The sequence below is a fragment of the Nocardia sp. NPDC057440 genome (genome assembly GCF_042802915.1).
In the GTDB taxonomy this organism is placed as follows: Bacteria; Actinomycetota; Actinomycetes; order Mycobacteriales; family Mycobacteriaceae; genus Nocardia.
Window position 1 is genome coordinate 564055 of record NZ_JBHVDF010000002.1, and the last position, 21170, is coordinate 585224.

Here is a 21170-nt window from a genome sequence, read left to right on the forward strand (position 1 = left end):
AGCAACGATATCAGTGCGATTGCCACGGTTCTGGCTGGTCTTACGCGTAAAATCAGGTTCCTACGTTGACGAACAATAATGCTACAGTCGCGAATGAAATCGCCGACCACGCCGAGGAGTCATCGATGACAACAACCCTGTTCAACCCGAAGACCAGCGAGTTCGCCGAGTTCGACGCGGAGACCCGCAGGCTGTTGCGCGCCACGGTCGATTGGTTCGAATCCCGCGGTAAGGCGGTGCTCAAGAGCGATGATCGGGACCGGATCTGGTACTCCGACTTCCTCGACTTCGTGAAGCGCGAGCGGGTGTTCGCCACCTTCCTCACGCCCGCCGCCGAGGCGAACGGTGATCCGAACAAGCGCTGGGACACCGGCCGGATCGCGATGTTGAGCAAGATCCTCGGCTTCTACGGCATGTCCTACTGGTATGTCTGGCAGGTCACCATCCTCGGGCTCGGCCCGATCTGGCAGAGCGACAACAAAGCCGCCAAGCAGAAGGCCGCCGCACTGCTGGATTCCGGCGAGATCTTCGCTTTCGGCCTCTCCGAGAAGGATCACGGCGCCGACGTCTACTCCACCGACATGGTGCTCGAGCCCGAACCCGGCGGCGGGTACACCGCCACCGGCAGCAAGCATTACATCGGCAACGGCAATCTGGCGGCCATGGTGTCGGTGTTCGGCCGCCGCGCCGACAAGCCGATCATCGACAGCGCCAAGGCGCTGGAAAGCAAGCCGACGCAGGAAGATTACGAGGGGTACCTGTTCTTCGTCGCCGACAGCAAGCACAAGAACTACAAGCTGCGCCGCAATGTCGTCGACAGTCAGATGTATGTCGCCGCCTTCGATCTGGAGCAGTATCCGGTCGCCGAGCAGGACATCCTGCACCGCGGTGAGGATGCCTTCCATGCCGCGATGAACACCGTGAACGTCGGCAAGTTCAACCTCGGCTTCGGCGCGGTCGGTGCGTGCGAACACGCCTACTACGAGGCGATTACGCATGCGGAGAACCGAATACTGTTCGGCCACCGGGTAACCGAGTTCCCGCAGGTGCAGTCGCTGCTGACCGACTCGTACGCGCGACTGATCGGCATGAAGCTCTACAGCGAGCGGGCCATCGACTACCTGCGCAGCGCCTCGCCGGAGGACCGCCGCTACCTGCTGTTCAACGCGATCGAGAAGATGACCGTCACCCGCCAGGGCCAGCGGATCGTCGAGGACCTCGCGGACGTGATCGCCGCCCGCGGTTTCGAGAACGACATGTACTTCCCGATGGCGATGCTCGGCCTCTTCGGGCTGCCGCGTCTCGAGGGTACGGTGCACGTGAACATGGCGTTGTCGCTGAAGTTCATGGCCAACTACATGTTCCATCCCGCCGATGCCGGGCTCGCCGCGCTGCGCTTACTGCCCGGTGCGAGTGTGGCGCCCAAGGGCACGGTGCGCGCGGTCTCCACGGCGTTGAGCTGGTCGAGCCGGCGGCTCGCGCCGCACGCGGGTGCGGCGGTGCCGAAGCTGCGCGCGGAGCTGGCAGGCGCGAGCTACCCGACGGTGCCGACGCGGCGGGAAGCGGCCGACGACCAGTTCCTGTTCCGGCAGGGGCCGAGCAGCGGCCTCGGCCGCATCCGGTTCCGCGACTGGCGTCCGGTCTTCGAAAAGTTCACGCACATACCGAATGTCGCGGTCTTCCTCGAGCAAGCCCTCGCCTTCCAGACCCTGCTGGCCGCCGCCGCGCCGACCGCCGCGCAGCAGCGCGACGTCGACTTCCTCTTCGCGCTCGGCGAACTGTTCACCGCGGTGCCCTACGCGCAACTGATCCTGGAGCAGGCCGAGATCGAAGCCACCGGTGCCGACGTGCTGGACCAGATCTTCGACGGTTTCGTGCGCGAATTCTCCAAGAACGCACTGACCCTGCACACCAAGCCGGCCGCGACCAAGGCCCAGCAGACACGGGCGCTCGACCTGGTCCGTCGTCCCGTCGCCGATCGGGCGCGGTTCGAGCAGGTACTTGGCCAGGCTCGGGCACACGCTGGGGTCTATGAAATGAACCCGTAGTCAGGAGTTCGGGCCGCACTGCCATCGTCGCGGATGTTCATTCCTGGGGCCTGATGACCGGAGGTTTCTATGGTGAGCATTCGGCTTGGGGGTACTCCGCGAAACCCGTGACAGTATCCCTGCGAGAAGCACGCGAACGCTACGCCCGCATGGTCGGGTCCACGGCCGCTGCCAGCTGCGGGGCAGTCGGCTCTGTCGATATTGTACGTGATCTTGTACAATCGACAGTATGCGCCCCATGACTATCAGCGAGGCACGTGCCAACCTCGCCGCCGTTCTCGATTCCGCAACCGAAGACCTAGAAGAAGTCGTCATCACACGGGCCGGACATGAGGCCGCCGTTGTCATCTCGCTGCGCGAATACGAGGCGCTGAAAGAGACCGCATACTTGCTCGGCAACCCTGCCAACGCACGGCACTTGGAGCGCTCGATTGCTGAGCATCGCAGCGGCCAGGCGAGTCCGCATGACCTCGTCGAGGACGATGAGCCGTCCCTCGCGGCACCGAAGTCTGCAACAGCGAAGCCTGTGCCGCGAAAATCTGCGACGCCGAAGGCGGTAAAGGCGAAAGCGGCTCGGAAACCCGGGAGCGGGAAACTGATCGGTGCCGAGGACGGCAAGTGAAGATCACCTTCACCCCGAGCGCTTGGGCCGATTATACGTGGTGGCAGACGCAGGATCGGGCCACTCTGAGGCGGATCAACAAACTCATCGACGACATCTGTCGCAACGGTTACGAAGGTATCGGTAAGCCGGAACCGTTGCGGCAGAACCTCTCCGGCTACTGGTCGCGCAGAATCACTTCCGAACACAGAGTCGTATATGTCATCGAGGGCGACGCGGCCATCATCATCGCGTGCCGCACCCACTACGAGTGAGGTATCGCCTACTCGGTTATTCAGCGCCTAGAGCTTGACCGGGCTCATCAGGCTCACACCGATCTGGCGTGCCCGCATCCAGCGTCCAGCGATCGAGCACACCACGTGATCGAGTCCTTAGTCGGTGAACTCGGCGATGACGGGCGCGTGGTCGCTGGCGCCCTTGCCTTTTCGTTCCTCGCGGTCGACTACGGCATCCTTGGTGCGGGCCGCCAGGGTGGGGGAGGCGAGGATGAAATCGATGCGCATGCCCTCTTTGCGGGGGAAGCGCAGCTGGGTGTAGTCCCAGTAGGTGTAGACGCCGGGGCCGGGGGCGAAGGGGCGCATGACGTCGGCGAAGCCGGTGTCGACGATGGCGGTGAAGGCGTCGCGTTCGGGCTGGGAGATGTGGGTCTTGCCGGCGAAGTAGTCGACCGACCAGACGTCATCGTCGGTCGGGGCGATATTCCAGTCGCCGACCAGGGCGATCTGGGCCTCGGGGTCGTCGGCGAGCCACTTCGCGCCGTTCTCACGCAGGGCGGCGAGCCATTCCAGCTTGTAGGTGTAGTGCGGGTCGGTCAGGGTGCGGCCGTTGGGGACGTACAGGCTCCAGACGCGCACGCCGCCGCAGGTCGCGCCGAGCGCGCGCGATTCCACCACCGGGGTGCTGATCAGCGATTCGCCCGCGTCCTTGTCGAAGCCGGGCTGCTCCGGGAAGGCGAGTTCCACGTTCTCCAGGCCGACCCGGGAGGCGATCGCGACACCGTTCCACTGGTTCACGCCGAGGTGGGCCACCTCGTAGCCGAGTTCGTCGAAGCGCTCGAACGGGAACTGGTCGTCGCGGCACTTGGTTTCCTGCATCGCGAGCACGTCGATGTCCTGGCGGTCGAGGAAGTCCGCGACCCGATCGAGGCGGGAGCGGATCGAATTGACGTTCCAGGTCGCGAGACGCACGGATGCCTTCCTTACACAGTGGGTTGTAGGACCGTTCTACCGCAGGCCGCTCGGTTCAGCGAGTGCCCTGCGGCGCGGCGTATCGGTACGCGTGGTGCTCGACGAAGCCCATATCGTGGTACAACGCCATGGCCCCGACGTTGTCGGCTTCGACCTGTATGTAGGCATGGGTGGCGCCACGAGTGTGTCCCCAGCGGATGAGCTCGGCGCACACCAGCGAACCGAGCCCGTGCCTGCGATGCGGCGCGGCTACCGCCACACAGGTCAGCCCCACCCAGCGCCGCCCGTCCGGCGCGGTGGTGAGCGCGCCGCGGCCGATCGCGATCGGTTGCGGCAGGCCAAGTGACGCGAACCCGACCTCGCCGTCCTGCACCGCGGTCAGCACGTCGAGCTCCGGCACCGGCCGCGAAACACCCTGTGCCGCAGGGTCTTCGCCCTTGAATCGGTGCACGTCCAGCCAGGCCGGGTCGGGTGCGGGCGCCACTCGGACCATCGAAGGCCCCTGCGGCAGTACGACAGTGTCGATATCGATGCCGAGCACCACGGTCTCGCTCCAGGTGCGCCAACCCGGCGGCACGGGAGCGAGGCGATCGGGCAGTTGCAGTAGCAACGGCAGCCCGTGCGCGGTGAACCACTCGCCGATGCGGTGCAGCGTTTCCGCGCCCAGCTCCGCTGGTCCCGCGGAACTACCCAGCGGCACCGCCGAATTGGCGCGACCGGTGTATCCGCGCCCGGCGCGCACCAGCCAGCCATCGATCCAGGCGTGCTCGATCCCTGGCCACCCGTTGGCCGCGGCAGCCTCCAGCGCCCGGATCTCCTTGGTGCGAATAGGTCGCGGCCCCAACGCTTTCAGTGCGACGACCCGGTCCGGCGCCACCGCGACGACCCGTCCGTCCGCGGCGCGCACCGTCGGCGGATCCAGTGAGACGAGCTCGCCGATCACATCGGTCAGCGATTGTGGATAACCGGCAGGCAGCTGATAGCGAAGCACCACACGTCTGCCGAGCGGAATATCGGGCAGCGCAGGGTCAGTCATCGTGTCCGAACGGATCGGGCACGGTGCCGGGAATCCAGCTCAACCCGGGCGCGCCCCAGCCGTTTCGCTTGATCGCCTTCTTCGCCGCGCGGGCGTTGCGTCCGATCAGCACATCGACGTACAGGAACCCGTCGAGATGACCGACCTCGTGTTGCAGCATGCGGGCGAAGAAGCCTTTGCCCTCGATGTCGACGGGTTCACCGTGCTCATCGATGCCGGTGACCCTGGCCCACTCGGCCCGACCGGTGGGGAACTGCTCACCGGGCACCGAGAGGCAGCCCTCTTCGTCGTCATCGGGGTCGGGCATGACCTCGGGAATCTCCGAGGTCTCCAGCACCGGGTTGATCACCGCGCCCTTGCGCCGGGTCGCCTTGCCGTCGGCGCCGATGTCCGGGCAGTCGTAGATGAACAGCCGCAGCGGCACGCCCACCTGGTTGGCCGCCAAGCCGACGCCGTTGGCGGCGTCCAGGGTCTCGTACATGTCCGCGATCAGCTCCGCGAGCTCCTCCGGTGTCTGGGTGACCCGTTCGGTCGGGTTGTGCAGAACGGGGTCGCCGACGATCACGATGGGGAGGATTGCCATGGGGCAATTATTGCGGGGGCGGCCCGGCGGTGCGCCGTGAGGGTGGGAACACCCCGGTGACACGCGTTACCGGGGAGTAGCGAACACGCCGCGACGAAGATGCGGCATTCCCATCGGCCCGTGGTTGAATGATCCGCGACGTACAAGCATCATTTTTCGTCTGGTGGTTACTCGGCGAGGGAGCGAGATGGACGGCGCAGCGGCGCGGAATCTTTCCGCGATCCAGGACAGCCCTTCTGCGAGCGACGATGTCACAGTTGAGGTCTCGACACAGGCCGATGATAGTGACAGCGACGGTTTGAGCCGTCGTGAGCGCGACATTCTGGACTTCGAACGCAAGTGGTGGAAGTACGCGGGCGCCAAGGAAGAGGCCATCCGCGAACTGTTCGGTATGTCGCCGACCAGGTACTACCAGGTTCTGAACGCGGTCGTGGACCGTCAGGAGGCGCTCGCCGCCGACCCGATGCTGGTGAAGCGCCTGCGCAGGCTGCGGGCGAGCAGGCAGAAGGCCAGGGCCGCACGGCGGCTCGGCTTCCAGGTATGACCCGTTGCTGTGAATTAAGACTAGGGTCGAGCAGGTGAGCTACCCGAATCCCACCCCCGGGGGACCGCCGTTGCGCGCGCTGGCGATGGTGTTGATCGCGCTGGCCATTGTTTTCGCAGGCCTCGGTGCGATGTCGCTGTCGAGTTCCGACACCGACACCTCGGGCGCAAGCGAGTCGGAGGCCGTATCGCCCGCGTCACAGGTTCAGGCGACGTCGGTCGTCGTTCGCACCTCGGCCACGACCACCGCGGCCGCGACCACCACCGCGGCCGCGACCACCACCGCGGCCGCGACCACCACCGCGGCCGCCACGACCACCGTGACGCCGACCACGACGACGCCACCGACCACCACACCCGCCCAGAGCCGGGCGGTGCCGGTGCGGGTTCTGAACAACAGCCTCATCCCCGGATTGGCCGCGCGCACCGCGAGCGAACTCAGTGCCAGTGGCTGGAACGTCGCCGAAGTCGGCAACTATCCCGGTGAGAATGTCGCGAAAACGACTGTGTTCTACGGAAATACGCCGGGCGAGCGAGAAGCGGCCGCGGCGATCGCCACGCAGATCGGCGCCACCGCCGTGCCGCGCGGCACCGGAGCCGGCGATTCGGGTTCGGGCGTGACCGTCGTCGTCACCGGCAACTGAGGTCCGAGGCCCGCCGCGACACGGCCCGGTCACTCCCGCGACACGGCGGGCGTGGCATCATCTTGTCCGGTAACGAACGTGTCCACCCAGCTTTACTCGTAAACTCGGTACTCGTAAAGGAGTTCCCCGATGGCCCCGTCCACAACTCGTCGCCCGTCCTGGCGGACTGTGACCCCGGTGCTTGCGGTCGCGGTCTTCGGCCTCGCTGCCTGTTCCAACAGTCAGGAGTCGAGTGACGTCAAGGGAACGACGCCTCCGGTGTGGACCGGTGCGTCCGCCCCGGCCGCCGAATCCGGTACCGAGCACGGCAACGCCGACGCCAACAGCGGCGTGAAGGTCGAGCTGAAGGACACCGCGGGCGCCTCCGTCGGCACCGCGAACATCGTCAAGGACGGCAAACACTTGCAGGTCACGGTCGAGGGCCACGGCCTGAAGCCGGGATTCCACGGGCTGCACATCCACCAGGTCGGCAAGTGCGAGGCCAACTCGGTCGCGCCCACCGGCGGCCCGGCGGGCGCCTTCCTCTCGGCGGGCGGCCACCTGCAGGTCGGCAGCGCCAACGCGCACCCGGCCAGCGGCGACCTGACCTCACTCGAGGTCCGCGAAGACGGCATGGCGAAGCTGGTCACGACCACCGATGCGGTGACCCTGGAAGAGATCAAGGGCAAGGCCCTGATCATCCACGCCGACGCCGACAACTTCGGCAACATCCCCAACCGTTATGTTCGGGCCGACGGCGTTGCCGGCCCGGACGACACCACTCTGGCAACCGGCGACGCGGGTGGCCGTGTCGCTTGCGGTGTCATCCAGTAGCAAGGTTTGATATATGGCCGGGGCAGGAATCGAGCGGGTTCCCTTCCAAGGTTCGCCCCGGCCGACGATCGGCGTCGAATGGGAGATCGCGCTGGTCGACAAGGTCACTCGGGACCTGTCGAATACGGCTGCGGCAGTGTTCGATTCGGTGGGCGACCTGCGTGCGCACGACGGCACACCACAGGTCACCAAGGAGTTGCTGCGCAACACCGTCGAGTTGGTCACCGGGGTGCACAACACCGTCGGTGAGGCCGTCGACGATCTGAGCGGCACCATGGAAGCCGTGCGCCGCGCCGCCGACCCGCTCGGCGTCGATCTGTTCTGCGCGGGCACCCATCCGTTCGCCCAGTGGTCGGCGCAGCAGCTCACCCGTTCGGCGCACTACGACGAGCTGATCGAGCGCACCCAGTGGTGGGGCCGCCAGATGATGATCTGGGGCGTGCACGTGCACGTCGGGGTCTCCCACCGCGACAAGGTCTTTCCGATCCTGAACTCGATGCTGCTGTCGTATCCGCATCTGCTCGCGCTGTCCGCGTCCTCGCCGATGTGGGCCGGTTCGGACACCGGATACGCGAGCAATCGGACGCTGATGTTCCAGCAGCTGCCCACCGCCGGGTTGCCGTTCCAGTTCGAAAACTGGACGGAGTTCGAGCATTTCGTGTACGACCAGATGAAGACCGGGGTGTTCGAGCAGCTCGGCGGCATGCACTGGGACATCAGGCCCGCGCCCAAGTGGGGCACGATCGAGGTGCGCGTGTGCGACGGCATCTCCACGCGCGCGGAGCTATCGGCGCTGGCCGCGTTCATCCACTGCTTGATCGTGGATCTCGATCAGCGGGTCGAGAACGGCGAACAGCTGCCGACGCTGCCGCCGTGGCATGCGCAGGAGAACAAGTGGCGGGCCGCCCGCTACGGCCTCGACGCGATCGTCATCGTGGATGCCGCCAGCAACGAGCGGTTGGTCACCGATGATCTGATGGATCTGCTGAACCGGTTGGAGCCGACCGCCAAGCGGCTCGGATGTGCGGACGAGCTGCGATTGGTCGCCGAGATTCCGGAGCGCGGCGCGTCATATCAGCGGCAGCGCAAAGTCGCCGCCGCTGCCCAGGGCGATCTGATCGCGGTGGTCGACTCGCTGGTCAAGGAGCTGGACAAGTAGGTATGCCCGCCGTTTCGGTCGACTGACGTTCAGTCGGCCAGTGGGGTGGCGTTCATCCCCCGTTTACTATGGTCGAGTGCTTGTCGAAGATCCGGGTTCCAGAGTGGGAAGTGCGGCTGCGCGGGTGCGCGTGCCGCAGGCCCGGGTGTGGGTGGCGGCCGGTGTCGCCGCCGTGCCGATCCTGCTGATCGCCCTGCAGATCGTGGCCATGGCGCAGGGCTTCGAGGGTCCGCTGGAAAGCGTGTGGCACGACTATGTCGGCACGCCCAAGTCCATGTCCGTGCCGTGGGCCGGGCTGGTGCTCGCCCTCGTCGGTATATCGATGCGGCGTCGAATCATCGCGCTCGGCGCGGCCGTCGCCATCGACCTGGTGGGTGCGGGCGGGCGGCTGCTCGCGGGCGATCCGGTGACCGTCGGCAACGGGCCGGTGATCGTGCTCACCGGGCTGGCCGTGCTCGCGTGGCTGCGCTGGCGCGGCATCGAGCGGCGCAATGCGCTGCATGCCGCGGCGTTGGGCGCCTTGCTCATGCTGGCGACCAAGGTCGGCGATGTGTGGCTGCATGTCACGGTGATCACCCGGCCGACGGTGCTCGACGAATACGTCATGCTCGCCGACCATGCCCTCGGCGACCCGTCGTGGGTGATGGGCCGGGTGGTCGACGCGCTCGGCCCCGAGGTCTACGCGGTGCTCCACTGGGTGTACATCGAACTGCCGGTCGCGGCGATCGTCGTCGCGGTGTGGCAGCTGCGCCGGGTGGTCCCCACCGGTCAGTGGCCGAGCCACTATCTGGTGCGGACGTTTCTGGTGCTCGGCCTGCTCGGTCCGGTCATTTATGTGATCTTCCCGGTGGTCGGCCCGATGTTCGCGTTCGGGTCGGACGGTCACGGGCTGCAGGTCGGCAATTTCTGGCCGGGCATGCTGCCGCCGATCGACCACAGTCCCGCGCCACTGCCGTTCGATGCCGCGACCCCGCGCAATTGCATGCCGTCCATGCACACGGCGTGGGCGCTGTCGGTGTTCCTGCACACCCGCCGCGACACCAACGGCGACCGCGCCCCGCTCTGGCTGCGCTGGGGCGGCACGTTCTGGCTGCTCGCCACCCTGACCGCGACACTCGGCTTCGGCTACCACTACGGCGTCGACCTGGTCGCGGGCGCGATGCTCTGTCTGACCGTGGAGTCGGTGCTGCGTGAACCCGAACGCGGCTGGGGTCTGTTCCGGATCCGGGTGGTCGCCTTCGGCGCGGCAATCCTGGCGACGCTGCTGATCGCCTACCGCTACCTCGCGGTCCCGATGGCCGAATACCCGGTATTGGCAGGCACAGTCGTGCTTGCGCTGCTCGCGGCGATGGCCGCTGCCTTCCACGCGACCTGGTTCGCCCGGCGTCCCGGAGTCGCGGCGAAGGATCAGGCGCTCACCGCGCCGTCCATCGCGTGATTCCCCGGCGTGGCCGGGGCGCGGCACGGTAAGCGCTCGCCGGAGAGCTCGGCTACGACGTGCTCGGGGGCACTCGACCTCATCCATGCGGCAGGCGCAGGCGTCCTGGTGTACCCGGAGCAGTCAGGGCGCGTCGATATCGTCGCCGAGCTCGTTGACCTGGAACAAGCCGTCGCGGTGGCGCTGTTCGCGATACGCGGTGCGGCCGATCAGGTGGGCGATGACCGGTGCGGTGAGCAGGGTGAACAAGCCGACGAGGACGAGTAGCCAGACGTTGCCCTGGCCGCGCAGTGGGATCGCCGCACCCTCCAGCACCAGGATCAGCCCGATCACCTGCGGTTTGGTGGCGGCGTGCATGCGCGTGAGGGTGTCGGGGAAGCGCACGATCGCGATCGCCGCGGTCAGTGCGAGCACGGCCCCGGACAGGATCAGGACGGCGGAAACCCAGTGCCACAGTGTCATCGGTCGTCCTCGCCGCGCGTCATTGGTCGTCCCTGACCCGGAATCGAGCGACGGCCGCCGAGCCGAGGAACCCGACCAGCGCCAGCGCGACGATCGCGGGGAGCACGGTGGTGTCGTCGCTGTAGGCCGCCCAGACCGCGAGTCCGGACGCGGCGATCGCCATCAGTGAGTCGATGCCGACCACCCGGTCCAGGGTGTTCGGTCCGGCAAGTACGCGGTAGCTGGTGATCACGGCCGCGGCTGTCAACAGCACGGCGGCGACGATGGTGACGACGGTCATCTGTTGACCTCCGGTGGTTGGGTGAGATGCCATTCGGCGGGGCGCTCGAACGAGGCGATCAGCAGTCGTTCCAGCCGCCGGGTGGTCCGATAGAACTTGTCGACGGCCGCGTCGCTGCTCACGTCGAGCACGTGCACGAAGACGACGCGGCGTTCTTTCTCGATCTCGAGCACCATGGTTCCCGGAATCAGATTGAGCAGGTCCGCGCACAATGCGAGCACCAGATCGGATTTGATCTCCATGCGCAGTCGCAGCACACCGGAGACCGGCGGCGGTGCGGGCCGGATCGCGAACCAAGCGACCTGGAGGCTGGATTCGAGGGCGTAGTACACGCTCACCACGATGAGTTCGGCCAGCGACAGCGGATGCAGTCGACCGGCGACCGGGACCCGGGGCAGCGGCAGTGTCACCATGATCAGCGCGGCCACCGCGAGCCCGGCCAGCAGATTGGCGACGCTCAGGTCACCCCACAGGACCATGTAGACGGCGGTCAGCCACACCAGAATGCCGACGCGGACCGCCCGCTCCCTGTTGATCGCAGCGCTACCGAGCCTCATCGGACTCCCCCCGGCGCTGCCCTCTGCGAATTGCCCAGTACCGCACGGATATACACGGCGGGATCGCGCAGATCCGTCGCGGCGCGGTCGGCGATGCCGAGGATGGGCCCGGCCAGCACGGTGAGGCTGAGGCCGACCGCGACAAGCGCCGTCGTCGAGAGCACCATCAGCACGGGCATGCGGCCGGGGTCGGTGCGTTCGTCGTAGAGCACGTCGGTCGAATCCTCGATCAGCGTCGGCGGTTTCGCGGCCGTGAGATGGCCCTCCGGTGCCTCCGACCGCGGCCGCCAGAAGGCCTTGCTCCACACCCGCGCGACGACATACAGCGTCAGCAGGCTGGTGACGACCGACCCCGCCACCAGCACCCAGGCCAGCACACTGCCGTCCGCCGCACCCGCCTGCAAGAGCGTGACCTTGCCGATGAACCCCGAGAACGGGGGTATCCCGGCGAGATTGAGCGCAGGAACCAGGAACAGCACGGCAAGCAGCGGACTCGCCGCGGCCAGGCCGCCGAGCCTGCGCAGCGTCACCGAACCGGCCTGTCGCTCGATCAGACCGACTACCAGGAACAGTGTGGTCTGCACCAGGATGTGGTGCGCCACGTAGAAAACCGCGCCCGCCAGCCCGGCCGTGGTGGCGAGCCCGACCCCGAACACCATGTAGCCGATATGGCTGACCAGCGTGAACGACAGCAGGCGGCGAATATCGTTCTGCGCGATCGCGCCGAAAATGCCGACCAGCATGGTGAGCAGGCCGCAGACCAGCAGCACCGAATCGAAACCACCGTCGGGAAACAGCAGCGTATGCGTCCGAATAATCGCGTACACACCGACTTTCGTGAGCAGCCCGGCGAAGACCGCGGTCACCGGCGCGGGTGCGGTGGGGTAGGAGTCCGGCAGCCAGTTCGACAGGGGGAAGACCGCCGCCTTGATGCCGAACGCCACCAGCAGCACCGCGTAGATGGCGGTGCGCGTGCCATGGGGCACCTCGTTCATCCGGACGGCCAGCTGTGCCAGGTTCAGTGTTCCGGTGGCCGCATAGGCCAGTCCGATGCCGGTCAGGAAGATCAGCGACGACAGCATCGAGACCATCACATACGCGACGCCCGCGCGGATCCGGTCCGCGGTCGCGCCGACGGTCAGCAGCACGAACGAGGCGGCGAGCAGGATCTCGAAGCCGACGAACAGATTGAACAGGTCACCGGCGAGGAAGGCCGCCGAAACACCCGCTGTCAGCACCAGATACGTGGGCCGATAGATCGAGGTCGGCTGCCGCTCGTCGCCGTCGCGGATGTTCTGGCCGGCACCGTAGACGGACACGACGAGCAGCACGATGGACGAGACGAGCAGCATCGCCGCGGAGAGCCGGTCCACCACCAATGTGATGCCGATCGGCGTTTCCCAGCCGCCGACTTGGACCGCGGTGGTCCCGTCCCGGTCGGCCAGATACAACAACAGTCCGCAGATCACCACGACCGACGCCAACGCGAGGACCATGATCGAACGCTGGATGCTCGGCTTGCGGCCGAACACCAGGGTCGCCGCGGCACCGAGCAACGGGACCAGCACCGGCAGCGGCGCCAGCGCGGGCAATAGATCCGGCGACGGGCTCAATCCTCTGGGTCCTCTCGCCCGCGCCGCGCGGCGATGTCGACGTCTTCCCGGTCGTTCTGGACATCCTCTGTGGTGGTGAGGCTGTAGGACCGGTAGGCGAGCGCGAGGACGAATGCCGCGAGGCCCATGGTGATCACGATCGCGGTGAGCACCATCGCCTGGGACAAAGGGTCGGCCATTTGTTCGTGCGCGTCGTCGGCGTCGCCGCGAATCGGGGGCCTGCCGCCGGGTCCGCCGACGGTGAGGATCAGCAGATTCACCGCGTTGCCGAACAGGATCATGCCGAGCAGCATCTTCGACACGGCGCGTTCGAGGATCAGGTACACCCCGCAGGCGACAAGCACCCCGATGAGGACCAGCAACGTCAGGTTCGCCGTCATGACCGGACACCGCCCTTCGCCGGGCCGGTCTTCTCGGATGCCAACTCGTAGTCCAGGCGCGCGCCGAGGCTGCGCAGCACATCCAGGACAAGGCCGACCACGATCAGATAGACGCCGAGATCGAAGAACAGGGCGGTGACCAGCTTGATGTGCCCGAGCACCGGCAGTGTCACCTCCAGGATCGCCGAGGACAGCGGCGGCGCGCCGAGCAGCAGCGAGCCCGCCGCGGTCCCGGCGGCCAGTGCCAGCCCGGCGCCGAGCACGTGGCCCGCGTCGACAGGGAGCGCCTCGCCGAGTTCGTACCGACCACCCGCGAGATAGCGCAGGGTCAACGCGAGTCCCGCGGTGAGCCCGCCCGCGAAACCGCCGCCGGGCGCATTGTGGCCCGAGAAGAAGAAGTACACCGACAGCACCATGATGGTGGGGAAGACCAGACGGGTGGTGATCTGCAGGACCATCGATCGGTCCCGCCGCGCGACGAGCCGGCCCGCGGGCAACCAGCTCACCAGGTCCGGGTCGTAGTCCGGTGCGTCCGCGGCGCGCGGCGCGCTGCCGAAACGCCTGCTGCGGAACACCAGTGAGGCCACTCCGGTCGCGGCGACGACGAGTACCGAGATCTCGCCGAGGGTGTCCCAAGCACGGATATCCACGAGCAGGACGTTGACCGCGTTCTTGCCGCCGCCGAATGTGTAGGCGGCGTCGGGGATCAGGCGCCAGATCGGTTCGGTGCCGCGGGCCGCGGTGGCGAAGGCCGTGAGCGCAGCGACCGTGGCGCCGACCCCGGTGGCTAGCACCGCCCTGCGCATCTTGAAGGCGGCTGTGCGGCTGTCTTCGATCTCGGCGGGGAAGGCGCGCAACACCAGCACGAAGATGACCAATGTGAGTGTCTCGACGAGGAATTGGGTGAGCGCGAGATCCGGAGCGCCGTGCAGCGCGAAGATCACGCCACACCCGTAGCCGGTGACGCCGACGACCAGAACGCTGGCCAGCCGATTGCGCAGCAGCGTCGCGCTCAGCGCCATCGCGGCCATGATCGCCCCGATGGCCAGTTGCACCGGCGAATCCCATAGGCGCAGTTCGACTCCCGTGCGAGTGCCGCTCGCCAGCAACACCATGGGCAGGATGATCAGCGTGCCGAGGATGGTCGCCTGGCTCAACGGCAGCGAACCGCGCTGCACCGCGCCGGTCATCCGTAGCGACAGCCGATCCATAGCCGCAAGGGTGGCGTCGTAGGCCCGGTCGGCGTTGCCGAGCATGGGGCGCGGGGATTCGCCGATGCGGGCGCGCAGCCGGAACAGCGCGACGCCTACCGCGATGATCAGGATGGTCAGCGCGAGCGGGTCATTGAATCCGTGCCACAGTGCCAGCCGCGAATCGAGAGTCCCCGGCAGGGTTTTCGCGTACGGACTCAGCAGCTCGTCGAGCCAGGGCGCGGCGACTCCCGCAGCCAGGCCCGCCACCGCCAGCACCGCGGGCGCTGTGAGGAACAACGCACCCGGCGCGTGCCAGTGATCCTCCGCCGCGCCAGGCGTGCCCCGCTCCTGACTGCGCCGCCACTCGCTGTCGACCCCGACGGTCGTGCGCGCCGGCTTGTCCGCGAACGCTCCCCACACAAAGCGGATGCTGTAGCCGACCGTCAGCATCGATCCGAGCACCACGCCGGTGGCGACGGCGGCCGTGGCGGGCCCGGCGAGCGTATCGGTATCCAGGATGGCGGCCAGCGCGCTTTCCTTGCCGACAAAGCCGAGCAGCGGCGGGATCCCGGCCATGCTGAGCGCGGCCAGCGTCGCGACCCCGCACAGCACCGGTGCGCGGCGGCCGAGGCCGGAGAGTCGTCGCAGATCGCGCGTGCCTGCCCCGTGGTCGATGATGCCGACCACCATGAACAGGCAGCCCTTGAAGAACGCGTGCGCGACGATCAGCGTCACACCGGCCAGCGCCGCGTCCGGAGTGCCGAGGCCGACCATCAGGATCAGGAAGCCGAGCTGGCTCACCGTGCCGAATGCCAGCATCAGTTTGAGGTCGTGCACCTGGATCGACCGCAACCCGGCCAGCAGCATCGACGCCACCCCGAGGGTCAGGATCAACGGGTGCCACGGCGGGCTGCTCGCGAACACCGGCGCAAGCCGAGCCACCAGATATACGCCCGCTTTCACCATGGCGGCGGCGTGCAGGTACGCGCTGACCGGAGTCGGTGCGGCCATCGCACCGGGCAGCCAGAAGTGCAGCGGCACGATGGCCGACTTACTCAACGCCCCGACGAGCAGCAGCACCACGGCGACATTCACCGCGGTGCCCGTCGGCGGGTCCGCCCGCGCCAGCAGGTCCGACAGCAGATAACTGCCGCTCGCCTCGCCGAGGATGATGAGGCCGACGAGCATCGCCAGCCCGCCCGCGCCGGTCACCAGCAGCGCTTGGATCGCCGCCCTTCGGCTGACCGCCTGCTCGGCGTTGTGCCCGACGAGCAGGAACGACAACACTGTGGTTGTTTCCCAGAATACGAAGAGCAGCAGCATGTTGTCGCTGGTGACCAGCCCGAACATGGCCCCGGCAAAGCCGGCCATCTCGGCCGCGAACACTCCGAGCCGTGGCTCGTCGTCCTCGAAATATCTGGCGCAGTAGATCAGGATCAGTGTGCCGATGCCGAGGACGAGTGCCGACATGACGGCGGCGAGCGAATCGAAACGCAGATCGATGTTCATCTCGATGCTCGGCGCCCACGCGACCCGAACCTGCTGTGTGCTCCCCCAATTCGCGATCACCCAGCCGAACCCGCCGAACGGGACCAGGGCGAGGACATAGAACGCATTGCGGCCCAACGCCCGCACGCACAATGGCGCCGCGAGCGCGGCCATGGCATGCGCGAGCAGGATTGCGAGCAAACTGCACTCCGTCGGGTCGGGGCGGCGGCGTGATGCGGGTAAATCCTACGCGGAGCGCGTATTTTCAGTGACTGGAGCCGGTATGGCGTCGGCCATGTCGGAGCGGATCGGCTATATGTCCGCTAATGTTTCGCCCTCGGCGGGTTTGTCCGGTTGCGGCCGGCTGCGCTGCCGGAAGCGATGCAGCACCGCCAATCCGACGGCCGAACAGGCCGCGATCGCGAGTGCGGTCACCCCCGGTGTCGATGCTTTGGTCGCGCCGTCGGGCTGGAGTTCGACCGCTGTGATGATCGATGGCAGGTAGAGGGCCGCGATCGCCAGCACGCCGCTGGGCGCGTAGCGAGGGCGTGCGGTGCCACAGCAATAGCCTGCCGTCAACGCGAGGCCGGCGCTGCCCGCTGCGTCCACGATGTTGATATCGCTGTTCCCGGCGTACATGGAGAAGACGGCGAGTCCGGCGATCATCGTGATCGCGATGAACGTCGACGGCAGTCGGATCCCGATGAACAGCCCGACAGCGGTAATGACCAGCAGCGCGAGCAGGCCCCAGCCCGGCCGTGGCGCGTAGCCAAGGGCACTGAAGACCGGAACCAGGCTCACCGCCAGGTACACGCCGACACCGTCGCGCCCGGGCAGCAGCATCGCGGCGGCCAATGCGGCGAGCGCCGTCGCGGTGACCGCGAGTCCGATATCGACCGCGTGACTGACGTTGGGCGCGTCCTGGTATTGGCGGTTCAACCATTCGGTGACCATGAGGACGACTAGGGCCAGCACCATGGCCGCGAGAATCGGCGTCACCGGAAGATCGACGGTCATCCGCGGTGGCCGCTCGTCCATCGGCCGCGACCGGTTGCGGTAGGTGCTGAGCACCAGGAAGCACACCGCCGCCGCGATCAGCCACCGTGGCGGTGTTTCCAGAATCTGGAACGGGTCGTGACCGGTGATATGCAGTAGGTCGCCCAGGTCGCCGGAGACGAAGGCGCCCGCGCCGCCCAGCGCGAATCCGATCGCGGGACCCGGCCTGCGCAGCACGGCCGCGCCGAGAGCGCCGAGCAGGACGCCCGCGCACACCGAGTCCAGGTAGTTCTGTGTAGTCAGCATGTCGGGCGAGGAAACGTGGCGTCCGGCAAAGTGATTGACGAACATGCCGAGCGCGCCGCCGAGCGCCGTCGCCCACGCCGTCACCGGACGGGTGAAGGTGGTCACCAGCACGGCGACGGCGACCGCGACGATCACACCGATCGCGGCGCCGCGCGGCACGCTGTTGATGAGGCTGGTCAGCCGATACGGCGTGCTCTGGCCCGTCCAGGTGAAGGTGATCGGCAGCAGTATCGCGACACCGGCGACCGCGGCCCCCAGGAAAGCCGTGATGGTGTCGACCGCATTGCCGATCCTTCGCACGATGCGAACATACCTGTGCGCGACGGTTGACCTTGGGATTACTGACACATTGCCCGGTCAGATGCGACGTGCGGAAAGGCCGGTAAGGCCCGGATTGCGGTGAGTTTGCCGCGAGGGCTGCGAACGGCTAACCGCGCGTGTCGGCGTAGCGGCGTAGTGACTCGACCTGATCGGGATCGAGCGAGGGCCGCACCACCGCCCGTGCCGCCGCGACATCCTCGGCCGTGACGTCGGCGGCGTCCATATCCCGCCGCATGGCCGTCAGTGCGGCCTCACGCAGCAGGGCCGCGCAATCCGCGGCGGAATACCCGTCCAGGTCGGCGGCGAGTGCGGCGAGGTCGACGTCGTCAGCCAGCGGCACCGACCGGCCCGCGGTGCGCAGAATCTCCAGCCTGGCGTCGGCGTCCGGCGGCGGTACGAACACCAGGCGCTCCAGCCTGCCCGGGCGCAGCAGTGCGGGATCGATCAGCTCCGGACGGTTCGTCGCGCCGAGCACCACCACATCGCGCAGTGGCTCCACACCGTCGAGTTCGGTCAGCAGCGCGGCGACCACCCGGTCGCCGACGCCGGAGTCGCCACTCTGGCCGCGTCGTGGCGCGAGTGCGTCCACTTCATCGAGGAAGATCAGCGAGGGCGCGGAATCACGTGCGCGCTGGAACAATTCGCGCACCGCACGCTCGGAGGCCCCGACCCATTTGTCCATCAGCTCGGCACCCTTCACCGCGTGCACGCTGAGCTGGCCGGTGCCTGCCAGCGCGCGAACCAGGTAGGTCTTGCCGCAGCCGGGCGGACCGTAGAGCAGTAGCCCGCGCGGCGGATGGATGCCCAAGCGGGCGAAGGAATCCGGGTGGCGCAGCGGCCAGAGCACGGTCTCGGTGAGCGCCTGCTTGGTCTCGACCATATCGCCCACGTCGTCGAGACCGAGACTGCCGATCGCGAGTTCGTCGACACCCGAACGCGAGAGCGGCCGGATCACCTCCAGCGCGCCGAGCAGATCGGCCTGGGCAAGCACTGGGTCCGAATGTTGTTTGCTCGCACGGGATGCCGCGCGCAGCGCCGCCTCCCGGCACAGGGCCGCCAGATCCGACACCACGAATCCCGGTGTCCGCGCGGCGATGTCGTCCAGCTTCAGTTCGTCGGTCGGCACCTTGCGCAGCAGCTGTTCCAGCAGCGCCTTGCGCACCGCGGCCGTCGGCAGCGCCAGTGCGAGTTCGCGATCGCACAGATCGGGAGCGCGCAGCCGCGCATCGATATCGGCGGGATGCGCGGTGGTCGCGAGGAATGCGACAGAGGGCTCGGCGACCGCCGCCCGCAACTGGTCGAGGATGAGGGTGGCGACCGGTTCGGCCTGCGCGGGCAGCAGTGCGTCGATATCGGTGACGAGCAGGATCCCGCCACGGCCGGAGCCGGTCTCGGCGACCGCGGCGGCGACCTCACGCAGCCGGGCGCCGCTCTCGGCGGCTCCGACGGTCGGGCCGTCCAGCTCGATGATGCGCCGTGGCGCGGTCACCGAACGAGCCAGGGTGGCCTTGCCGACACCGGCGGGGCCGGTGATCAGCACGCCGAGATGCGGTGTGGCACCGAGGGTTTTGAGCAACTCCGGTTCGTCGAGCGCGAGGCTGAGCCACTCGTCGAGTTTCGCGGCCTGGCCGTGCGCGCCCGCCAGCTCCTCGACGGGAACCGCGGCGTGACCGCTCCCGGCGACCCAGCCCGTTACCTCGCCGTTCGTCGCGGCCATGGCCGCCAGTTCGCCTGCCGCTACCGCCGCCTGCGATTGCTCACCCACCGGGATCGGCGCCCCGGCCGCCGCGCGGTCGGCGGCTTCGCGTGCGGCGACCACGCCCGCGCCCCAGAAGACGGCGGTGTTCGGCTGCACACTCACCGGGCCGCGCCCGGGATCGATGGCGGTCACCGTGAGCAGCTCGGTGGTCCACGCGATGCCGAATGTCCGGGAAAGCGCCTGGGTGGCAGCCGAAGAACTGATGTCGGGGCCGAGGTCGCGCGGTAGCAGCGAGACCGCGTCACCGACGGTCACGACCTTGCCGAGCAGCGCCTGCCGCAGGGTCGCGGCCGGAATGGTCCTGGTGGCGTGCACCGAGCCGCTGACCGAGATCTGTTTCGCGCCGTACACCGTCGCGGGGGCGACGACCACAGTCGTGTCCTCGCGCAGCCCCGCATTCGACAGCGTGACGTCGTCGAGCAACGCGACTCCCGCCGGTGTATCCGCGGGCGCAACCCCGACGACGGCCGCGGTCCGCCGCGATCCGACCAGCGCGATGCCGTCCCACTCACGCAGCCCGAGCGCGGTGAGCGCCTCCGGATGCAGCCGCACCACGCCGCGGCGGGCATCGGCGGCGGACGGGTTCAAGCGAGCGGTGAGAGCCAGTTCTGCCACTGTGCCATTCTGCCCGGGTGCGGGCGCGTTCGCCGAAAAACACCGTCGTGAGCGCCTCGCACTGCTATTGGCAGCCCGCAAACGTAATTGTGAGTGTTTTCACGGAACCGTATGCGGCCGGGTTTCGTCGTCGTCGGCATCGTGGGTGCGTGCCAGTGGTCGTCTACAGGCCCACTCGGGTCGAGCCGTCGCCGCAGCAATCAATGAACGTCGGCGATCCACGCTGTCGCGCAAATATTTTTCTCACTGTTCGCAATAACAATTCTGCGGCTCGCCACGCGCCGGTGTGGTGCTACAAAACCATTTCAGTTATATCCCGGCGAACTGACTACTTCGGTGGAGAACAACACGGGAGTCCGCCGACGTCGGCGCTAATCCCTTGTGTGCCAGTCACTTGCGGACGCGGTAACGTCGCCGACGGTCGATCCGATCGGACGGCCGTCTTTTGGAGGGGATTCAACGAATGAAGTTCGGAAAGTTCAGCGCGACCGCATTTCTGGCCATCGCGGCGGTGGGAATCACCGCGGGCGCTGCGAACGCGCAGCCGGTGGCCGCCGAGCAGGCCGTGTCCACCTCGGGCATCGAGCAGGGAATCGGCTACAACACAGCGCTTTCCCGTGATGCGAAGGTTGTGACCACCACGCTCGACGCGGGCAAGTTCGCCCTCAGCGGGAACGGCGCGGGGGTGGCGGTACAGGCGGAGAACGGCGCGGTCGTCGCCGAGGTGCCGCTGACGTTCGAGGTCGCCGGGCACGCCATTCCGGTCGCCTACAAGATCGACGACAACGGCCGGAGCCTCACACTCACACCGGAAGTGAGCCCGAAGGATATCGCCGATCTGAAGGACATCAGCGCCTTCGACAACTTCGTGCAGCAAGCGAGCCAGAATATTGTCGGGATGATTCTCGGTGGCATGCTCGGCGGATTCATCGGCGGCCTGCTCGGCTTCGGCATCTTCAGCCTCATCACCGGGCCGACCGGGCTCGTCGTCGGCGCGCTCGCGGGCGGCGCGGCCATGGGTGGTCAGCCGTTCATCGATGCTCTGACGGCGCTCGCCACCGGCCAGCCCTGAGCAGTGACGGCATGAAAACGCGCGTGCGCGGCCGGCAGGCTGCGCACGCGCTGTC

General features: G+C 67.5%; 20 protein-coding genes. 9 read left to right on the forward strand and 11 right to left on the reverse strand.

Features of this window, described 5'->3' with window-relative positions:
* The first annotated feature begins 125 nt into the window (after positions 1 to 125).
* From ACFU4Z_RS05900 to ACFU4Z_RS05910, 3 genes are all read left to right on the forward strand, one after another.
* Positions 126 to 2048 (forward strand): acyl-CoA dehydrogenase family protein, encoded by a 1923-nt coding sequence (locus ACFU4Z_RS05900; RefSeq protein ID WP_379060095.1) that lies wholly within the window; start codon positions 126 to 128, stop codon positions 2046 to 2048.
* 238 nt (positions 2049 to 2286) lie between these two features.
* Positions 2287 to 2670 carry a type II toxin-antitoxin system Phd/YefM family antitoxin gene (locus tag ACFU4Z_RS05905; protein WP_379060097.1) on the forward strand — a complete coding sequence of 128 codons (384 nt, stop codon included), beginning with the start codon at positions 2287 to 2289 and terminating at the stop codon, positions 2668 to 2670.
* Complete coding sequence (locus ACFU4Z_RS05910; protein ID WP_379060099.1) at positions 2667 to 2924, forward strand: Txe/YoeB family addiction module toxin; 258 nt, start codon at positions 2667 to 2669, stop codon at positions 2922 to 2924. The genes ACFU4Z_RS05905 and ACFU4Z_RS05910 overlap by 4 nt, the downstream gene beginning before the upstream one ends.
* A 117-nt stretch (positions 2925 to 3041) precedes the next feature.
* On the opposite strand, the gene ACFU4Z_RS05915 is transcribed toward ACFU4Z_RS05910, so the two are convergent.
* From ACFU4Z_RS05915 to ACFU4Z_RS05925, 3 genes are read right to left on the reverse strand one after another with little or no spacing between them, the layout of a single operon-like run.
* A complete protein-coding gene (locus ACFU4Z_RS05915) occupies positions 3042 to 3857 on the reverse strand; it encodes an exodeoxyribonuclease III (protein WP_379060101.1) in 816 nt (271 codons plus the stop codon).
* 55 nt (positions 3858 to 3912) lie between these two features.
* Complete coding sequence (locus tag ACFU4Z_RS05920) at positions 3913 to 4893, reverse strand: GNAT family N-acetyltransferase (protein ID WP_379060103.1); 981 nt, start codon at positions 4891 to 4893, stop codon at positions 3913 to 3915.
* On the reverse strand, positions 4886 to 5476 hold the full coding sequence (locus ACFU4Z_RS05925) for a peptide deformylase (protein ID WP_379060104.1): 591 nt from the start codon (positions 5474 to 5476) through the stop codon (positions 4886 to 4888). The genes ACFU4Z_RS05920 and ACFU4Z_RS05925 overlap by 8 nt, the downstream gene beginning before the upstream one ends.
* A 187-nt stretch (positions 5477 to 5663) precedes the next feature.
* Between ACFU4Z_RS05925 and ACFU4Z_RS05930 the strand changes: the two genes are divergently transcribed.
* The 5 genes from ACFU4Z_RS05930 (at position 5664) to ACFU4Z_RS05950 (ending at position 10073) form a co-directional block, all read left to right on the forward strand.
* Positions 5664 to 6020 carry a DUF3263 domain-containing protein gene (locus ACFU4Z_RS05930; RefSeq protein WP_379060105.1) on the forward strand — a complete coding sequence of 119 codons (357 nt, stop codon included), beginning with the start codon at positions 5664 to 5666 and terminating at the stop codon, positions 6018 to 6020.
* A gap of 34 nt (positions 6021 to 6054) precedes the next feature.
* Positions 6055 to 6663, forward strand: a complete 609-nt coding sequence (locus tag ACFU4Z_RS05935; RefSeq protein ID WP_379060107.1) for a LytR C-terminal domain-containing protein — start codon at positions 6055 to 6057, stop codon at positions 6661 to 6663.
* A gap of 129 nt (positions 6664 to 6792) precedes the next feature.
* Complete coding sequence (locus ACFU4Z_RS05940) at positions 6793 to 7476, forward strand: superoxide dismutase family protein (RefSeq protein ID WP_379060108.1); 684 nt, start codon at positions 6793 to 6795, stop codon at positions 7474 to 7476.
* Positions 7477 to 7489: 13 nt separating this feature from the next.
* Positions 7490 to 8635 (forward strand): glutamate--cysteine ligase, encoded by a 1146-nt coding sequence (locus ACFU4Z_RS05945; RefSeq protein ID WP_379060110.1) that lies wholly within the window; start codon positions 7490 to 7492, stop codon positions 8633 to 8635.
* Positions 8636 to 8780: 145 nt separating this feature from the next.
* On the forward strand, positions 8781 to 10073 hold the full coding sequence (locus ACFU4Z_RS05950; protein ID WP_379060355.1) for a DUF5933 domain-containing protein: 1293 nt from the start codon (positions 8781 to 8783) through the stop codon (positions 10071 to 10073).
* A 123-nt stretch (positions 10074 to 10196) separates the two neighbouring features.
* Here the strand turns inward: ACFU4Z_RS05950 and mnhG are convergent, their stop codons facing one another.
* The 8 genes from mnhG to ACFU4Z_RS05990 all read right to left on the reverse strand — a co-directional run bounded on the left by mnhG (position 10197) and on the right by ACFU4Z_RS05990 (position 20043).
* Positions 10197 to 10535, reverse strand: a complete 339-nt coding sequence (gene mnhG / locus ACFU4Z_RS05955; RefSeq protein ID WP_379060111.1) for a monovalent cation/H(+) antiporter subunit G — start codon at positions 10533 to 10535, stop codon at positions 10197 to 10199.
* A gap of 19 nt (positions 10536 to 10554) precedes the next feature.
* A complete protein-coding gene (locus ACFU4Z_RS05960; protein WP_379060112.1) occupies positions 10555 to 10815 on the reverse strand; it encodes a monovalent cation/H+ antiporter complex subunit F in 261 nt (86 codons plus the stop codon).
* Positions 10812 to 11372 carry a Na+/H+ antiporter subunit E gene (locus ACFU4Z_RS05965; RefSeq protein ID WP_379060114.1) on the reverse strand — a complete coding sequence of 187 codons (561 nt, stop codon included), beginning with the start codon at positions 11370 to 11372 and terminating at the stop codon, positions 10812 to 10814. Before ACFU4Z_RS05965 ends, ACFU4Z_RS05960 begins: the two co-directional genes overlap by 4 nt.
* On the reverse strand, positions 11369 to 12985 hold the full coding sequence (locus ACFU4Z_RS05970; protein WP_379060115.1) for a Na+/H+ antiporter subunit D: 1617 nt from the start codon (positions 12983 to 12985) through the stop codon (positions 11369 to 11371). Before ACFU4Z_RS05970 ends, ACFU4Z_RS05965 begins: the two co-directional genes overlap by 4 nt.
* Positions 12982 to 13365, reverse strand: coding sequence for a Na(+)/H(+) antiporter subunit C (locus tag ACFU4Z_RS05975; protein ID WP_379060116.1), 384 nt, complete (start codon positions 13363 to 13365; stop codon positions 12982 to 12984). The genes ACFU4Z_RS05970 and ACFU4Z_RS05975 overlap by 4 nt, the downstream gene beginning before the upstream one ends.
* Complete coding sequence (locus ACFU4Z_RS05980) at positions 13362 to 16247, reverse strand: Na+/H+ antiporter subunit A (protein ID WP_379060118.1); 2886 nt, start codon at positions 16245 to 16247, stop codon at positions 13362 to 13364. The genes ACFU4Z_RS05975 and ACFU4Z_RS05980 overlap by 4 nt, the downstream gene beginning before the upstream one ends.
* Before the next feature lie 111 nt (positions 16248 to 16358).
* Positions 16359 to 17648, reverse strand: a complete 1290-nt coding sequence (locus tag ACFU4Z_RS05985; protein ID WP_379060121.1) for a hypothetical protein — start codon at positions 17646 to 17648, stop codon at positions 16359 to 16361.
* A gap of 127 nt (positions 17649 to 17775) precedes the next feature.
* A complete protein-coding gene (locus ACFU4Z_RS05990; protein WP_379060123.1) occupies positions 17776 to 20043 on the reverse strand; it encodes an AAA family ATPase in 2268 nt (755 codons plus the stop codon).
* Between the two features lie 463 nt (positions 20044 to 20506).
* On the opposite strand from ACFU4Z_RS05990, the gene ACFU4Z_RS05995 reads away from it, so the two are divergent.
* Positions 20507 to 21115, forward strand: a complete 609-nt coding sequence (locus tag ACFU4Z_RS05995) for a hypothetical protein (protein WP_379060125.1) — start codon at positions 20507 to 20509, stop codon at positions 21113 to 21115.
* Positions 21116 to 21170 lie beyond the last annotated feature (55 nt).

Bases quoted from the DNA above. Each gene is read 5' to 3' on its own strand.
- ACFU4Z_RS05905 (WP_379060097.1), top strand. From the start codon at position 2,287: ATGACTATCAGCGAGGCACGTGCCAACCTCGCCGCCGTTCTCGATTCC.
- ACFU4Z_RS05925 (WP_379060104.1), bottom strand. From the start codon at position 5,476: ATGGCAATCCTCCCCATCGTGATCGTCGGCGACCCCGTTCTGCACAAC.
- ACFU4Z_RS05920 (WP_379060103.1), bottom strand. From the start codon at position 4,893: ATGACTGACCCTGCGCTGCCCGATATTCCGCTCGGCAGACGTGTGGTG.
- ACFU4Z_RS05945 (WP_379060110.1), top strand. From the start codon at position 7,490: ATGGCCGGGGCAGGAATCGAGCGGGTTCCCTTCCAAGGTTCGCCCCGG.
- ACFU4Z_RS05900 (WP_379060095.1), top strand. From the start codon at position 126: ATGACAACAACCCTGTTCAACCCGAAGACCAGCGAGTTCGCCGAGTTC.
- ACFU4Z_RS05940 (WP_379060108.1), top strand. From the start codon at position 6,793: ATGGCCCCGTCCACAACTCGTCGCCCGTCCTGGCGGACTGTGACCCCG.
- ACFU4Z_RS05930 (WP_379060105.1), top strand. From the start codon at position 5,664: ATGGACGGCGCAGCGGCGCGGAATCTTTCCGCGATCCAGGACAGCCCT.
- ACFU4Z_RS05960 (WP_379060112.1), bottom strand. From the start codon at position 10,815: ATGACCGTCGTCACCATCGTCGCCGCCGTGCTGTTGACAGCCGCGGCC.
- ACFU4Z_RS05965 (WP_379060114.1), bottom strand. From the start codon at position 11,372: ATGAGGCTCGGTAGCGCTGCGATCAACAGGGAGCGGGCGGTCCGCGTC.
- ACFU4Z_RS05995 (WP_379060125.1), top strand. From the start codon at position 20,507: ATGAAGTTCGGAAAGTTCAGCGCGACCGCATTTCTGGCCATCGCGGCG.
- ACFU4Z_RS05975 (WP_379060116.1), bottom strand. From the start codon at position 13,365: ATGACGGCGAACCTGACGTTGCTGGTCCTCATCGGGGTGCTTGTCGCC.
- mnhG (WP_379060111.1), bottom strand. From the start codon at position 10,535: ATGACACTGTGGCACTGGGTTTCCGCCGTCCTGATCCTGTCCGGGGCC.